At 38.4% G+C, this 1,440-nt stretch carries 1 protein-coding gene; it reads right to left on the reverse strand.

All coding sequences use genetic code 11. From position 1 onward, the window contains the following. Positions 1–35: 35 nt before the first annotated feature. Positions 36–1,387, reverse strand: a protein-coding gene (locus tag BA79_RS19330) for an IS3 family transposase (protein WP_144610368.1) whose coding sequence is annotated in 2 segments (ribosomal slippage) — positions 36–943 and positions 943–1,387 — 1,353 coding nt in all. Because the reading frame shifts where the segments join, the coding sequence is not laid out codon by codon here. Positions 1,388–1,440 lie beyond the last annotated feature (53 nt).

Here is a 1,440-nt window from a genome sequence, read left to right on the forward strand (position 1 = left end):
AGTGAAGTGACCCCCTAAATTTAGACGCGGTTTTTTTATGAGACAGCTTTCGAGGCATGAGTTCGATATTGTATCGGACTCATGCCTTTTAGTTTTGTCTTTATACGTGTGTGATTGTAGTAGTCAATATATTGTTCAAGTTCTTGCTTGAAGTGTTCGATGTTCTCAAATTTTTTTAGGTATAGAAATTCAGACTTTAAGATACCAAAAAAGTTCTCGATAACTGCGTTATCGTAACAGTTACCTTTTCGGGACATACTCTGTGTAATCCCACGCTTTTTTAAGTCGTGTCTATATTGCTTCATTTGGTAATGCCATCCTTGATCAGAATGTATCATTGGTTTCTCATCTTCATCTAAACGATTGAACGCCTGATGAAGCATCGTTGAGACGAGTGAATAAACAGGTCTTGAACCGACTGTATAGGTAATGATTTCACCATTAAATAGATCTAATATGGGCGAAAGATAGAGCTTCTGACCAAATAACTTGAACTCCGTTATATCTGTGACCCATTTCTCATTTGGCCTATCAGCTTGAAAATGACGAGCCAATATATTAGGCGCTATTTTGTTCACTGTGCCTCTGTATGAACGATATTTCTTCACTCGGACCATGCATTTTAGCCCTAGAACTTTCATGATGCGCTGGACTTTTTTGTGATTTACCTTTTGTCCTCGGTTGATTAGTTCATCACGAATCCGGCGATATCCATAACGTCCTTGATGTTCCTGATAAATGGTTTGAATCATCTTTTTCAGTTCGACATCCTGATCAGGACGATCTAAATGCTTGATCAAGTAATAGTAGGTACTGCGTGGAATACATGCGAGCTTAAGAAGTGATTTCACCGGATATTGATGCCTTAAATCATAGACTACTTGCGCTTTGTCTTGTTTGGTGATTGTTCCTTGTTTTGAACTAAGGCATTCAACTTTTTTAAATACTCATTTTCCATGCGCAAATGTTCTACTTCTGCCTGTAAAGCTTCCATTGAACCTTTCGTTATGTCTTGTTTTCCAGTTTTCTTTTTCATAGACGGACGCCCCTTTTTCTTAGATTGAAGGGCGTCTACTCCTTGTGTTTTCAAGATGCGCTTCCAGTTCCAAAGCGTGGTATCAGAAGGCAGGTTAAAGAGTGCAGCTGTTTCCAAGATAGACGTCCCATGTTCATTCATATAATCAAGTACGTCTAGTTTATATTGGACTGGATAATTTGTATATGACTTCGAAAAAGCTTTTTCGCCATGATATTGATACTTTCTGACCCAATATTGAAGTATGCTTTTGTGCACGCCAATCTGTTTTGCAATTCCAAGCAGGGGTTCGCGGTCAATGAGGTATCGTTTTACCGCTTTGATTTTATCTTCAATTGTAAATTTAGCCAAAAGAAAAGCACCTCCAAATGTTAGACTGTGTCTAATATATGGGGTGCACTTCA

The sequence above is a fragment of the Bacillus altitudinis 41KF2b genome, assembly GCF_000691145.1.
Classification (GTDB): domain Bacteria; phylum Bacillota; class Bacilli; order Bacillales; family Bacillaceae; genus Bacillus; species Bacillus altitudinis.